This is a genomic window from Thauera phenylacetica B4P (assembly GCF_000310225.1).
Lineage (GTDB): Bacteria > Pseudomonadota > Gammaproteobacteria > Burkholderiales > Rhodocyclaceae > Thauera > Thauera phenylacetica.
In genome coordinates this window covers 1-1,954 of the sequence record NZ_AMXF01000409.1, presented here as the reverse complement: position 1 = coordinate 1,954, position 1,954 = coordinate 1, and the positions used below count along the sequence as shown (strand labels likewise).

Annotated in this window: 2 protein-coding genes and 2 pseudogenes; all 4 read right to left on the bottom strand. The window is 74.5% G+C overall.

Annotation, left to right across the window (positions count from 1 at the left end):
- Positions 1-479 (bottom strand): annotated as a pseudogene (locus C667_RS22550) (hypothetical protein); the annotation flags it as partial.
- The gene (locus tag C667_RS22545) at positions 476-778 is read right to left on the bottom strand and encodes a hypothetical protein (RefSeq protein ID WP_004387066.1); all 303 of its coding nucleotides are present in this window, start codon (positions 776-778) and stop codon (positions 476-478) included. The gene C667_RS22545 and the pseudogene C667_RS22550, both read right to left, overlap by 4 nt.
- A gap of 36 nt (positions 779-814) precedes the next feature.
- Positions 815-1,126 (bottom strand): hypothetical protein, encoded by a 312-nt coding sequence (locus C667_RS22540; protein WP_004387065.1) that lies wholly within the window; start codon positions 1,124-1,126, stop codon positions 815-817.
- A gap of 37 nt (positions 1,127-1,163) precedes the next feature.
- A pseudogene (locus tag C667_RS22535) lies at positions 1,164-1,954 on the bottom strand (hypothetical protein); the annotation flags it as partial.

The following is a 1,954-nucleotide window of genomic DNA, read 5'->3' as shown; positions in this document are numbered from 1 at the left end:
CGCAGGCGCGCGCTGGCGAAGCGGGCGGGGTCGTCGAGCGCGGCGCGGCGCAGGTCGTCGCCGCCGTCGCGCGCGAGCTCGGTGGCGAACCAGCGCTCCAGGCGCAGGCACACCGGCACGCCCAGCTCGACGAGGCGGCCGAGGCGGTCGACCGCGAGCCCGGGGGCCACGCGCAGCTCCTCCTCGCGAGCGGTGCCTGCGGGGCGGTGGAGCATGCGCAGGCCGGCCAGCGTGCCGCCCCCGTGCAGTCCGATCGCGCCGAGGCTGCCGTCGCCCGCGTCGACGCTGCCCGCGGGCAGGTGGCGCGCACCCGCGCCGGAGACGTGGGCGAGCGCGCGCGCGAGGCGGTTGCGGTGGTAGGTCTGTTCGTCGGCGAAGTCGCGCGCACCCAGCAGCATGCCGGTGGCGTAGTGCGGGCGTGCGGCCGCGGGCAGCGCATAGAGGGGGTCGTCGGAAGGTGGACGCGCTGGGCTGTTCATGTGTCGCTCCTCGGCGGGCGCGGCTTGCTGGACCGCGTCGCCCTCGGTCGGACGAGCGTGCTGTCGATGCGGGGCCGGGTCGGGATCGTCGGCGTCAAGACGCCGGTGTCCAGGATCGGCCGGGTCGGGTCGAGGATCGTGCGCTGGATGGCGACCTCGGCGATGACGGGGGCGCTCGTCTGGCCCGTGTCGGTGAGCACGACGAGCTGGAAGCGGTGGACGCCGACCGCCAGCCCGGCGTCCACCGTGATGGTCGGCTCGCGGGTCGTGATCGGCTTTCCGCGCACGAAAGTGGCCATGGTTGCGCTCCGCTGACGGGGCCGGTGCCGATGCGCTCAGCCCTGGCCGAGGTAGGTCCACAGGTAGGTGGTCACCTGGCCGCCGCCGAGGTCGAAGGACCTCGTGCCGTCGAGCATGAAGCTCTGGCCCAGGCTGACCGAGCGCGGTGCGTTCAGTACCGCGGTGGGCGCCTCGGTGTCGGCGACGATGACCACCACGTCGTCGGGGATGGACTGGTTGCCGGCGTCGTCCACCACGACGAGGCGGAAGGTGTGGCGGCCCAGGGCGAGCGGACGCTGCGGCGACAGCGTGACTTCCACGGTCGCGGTCTCGGTCTTGACTTCGGCGTTGATGATGAACTCGGCCATGATCGGCTCCTTGGTGGGCGAAACGGGTTGAACGAGGCTAGTCGAGCAGCCGCCAGCGGTATTCGGCGAGGCGCTGTCCGGGCGGGGCGCGCGAGGCGCTGCCGTCGAGCACGAAGCTGCGGCCGTGGGCGACCTGCAGGTCGGGGCCGGCATCGGCGGACGGCTGCACGCTGGCGGCCGCGGAGGCTGCGCCCGACAGGCGCGGATCCAGGCTGCCGACGCCGAGCACGCGGTCGCCGCGGCCGAGGGTGGAGTGGTCCGCCCTCGCGGGCTGCAGCGGTCGGGCGGGGCCGAGCCAGGTGTCGACGCCGACCAGGCTGGCGATGCCCACGAGCAGCGGCCAGCTGGCCTGCTCGATCTGCACCTCGACGTGGGCCGGCGCCTCGAGCTCGACGATGCGGCGCAGCAGGCCGAGCTCCTCCGCGCTGTGCGCACCGTGCAGCAACACCAGGCTGCGGTAGGCGAGACGGTCGTGGAAGGCGAGGACCGCCTCGCGCTCGGCGCTGTCGGCGACCTCGTCGCGGAACAGCGCGAGCAGCTCGAGGCGCTCGGCCTCGCCCAGCACCAGCGTGTCGCCGACCACCGAATTGCCGCTGACGACCAGGCCGGGAAGCAGCGGATCGTCCTCGACGTTCAGGTCGACGCCGAGCAGGGTCGACATCAGCCGGCGCAGGCGGAAGCCTTCGAGCACCGTGATCCGGCCTGCGCGCACCCCGCCGCCGCTGGCGAGGTCGAGCGCCAGCAGCAGGCCGCGGCGCGTGCCGTGGAAGCGTGCGAGGTCGGCCGCCCGGCGCAGCCAGTCGCGCCGCCGCGGCGCGGGCAGCGCGG

Coding starts and splice junctions, on each gene's coding strand:
- C667_RS22545 (WP_004387066.1), bottom strand. CDS start 778: ATGGCCACTTTCGTGCGCGGAAAGCCGATCACGACCCGCGAGCCGACC.
- C667_RS22540 (WP_004387065.1), bottom strand. CDS start 1,126: ATGGCCGAGTTCATCATCAACGCCGAAGTCAAGACCGAGACCGCGACC.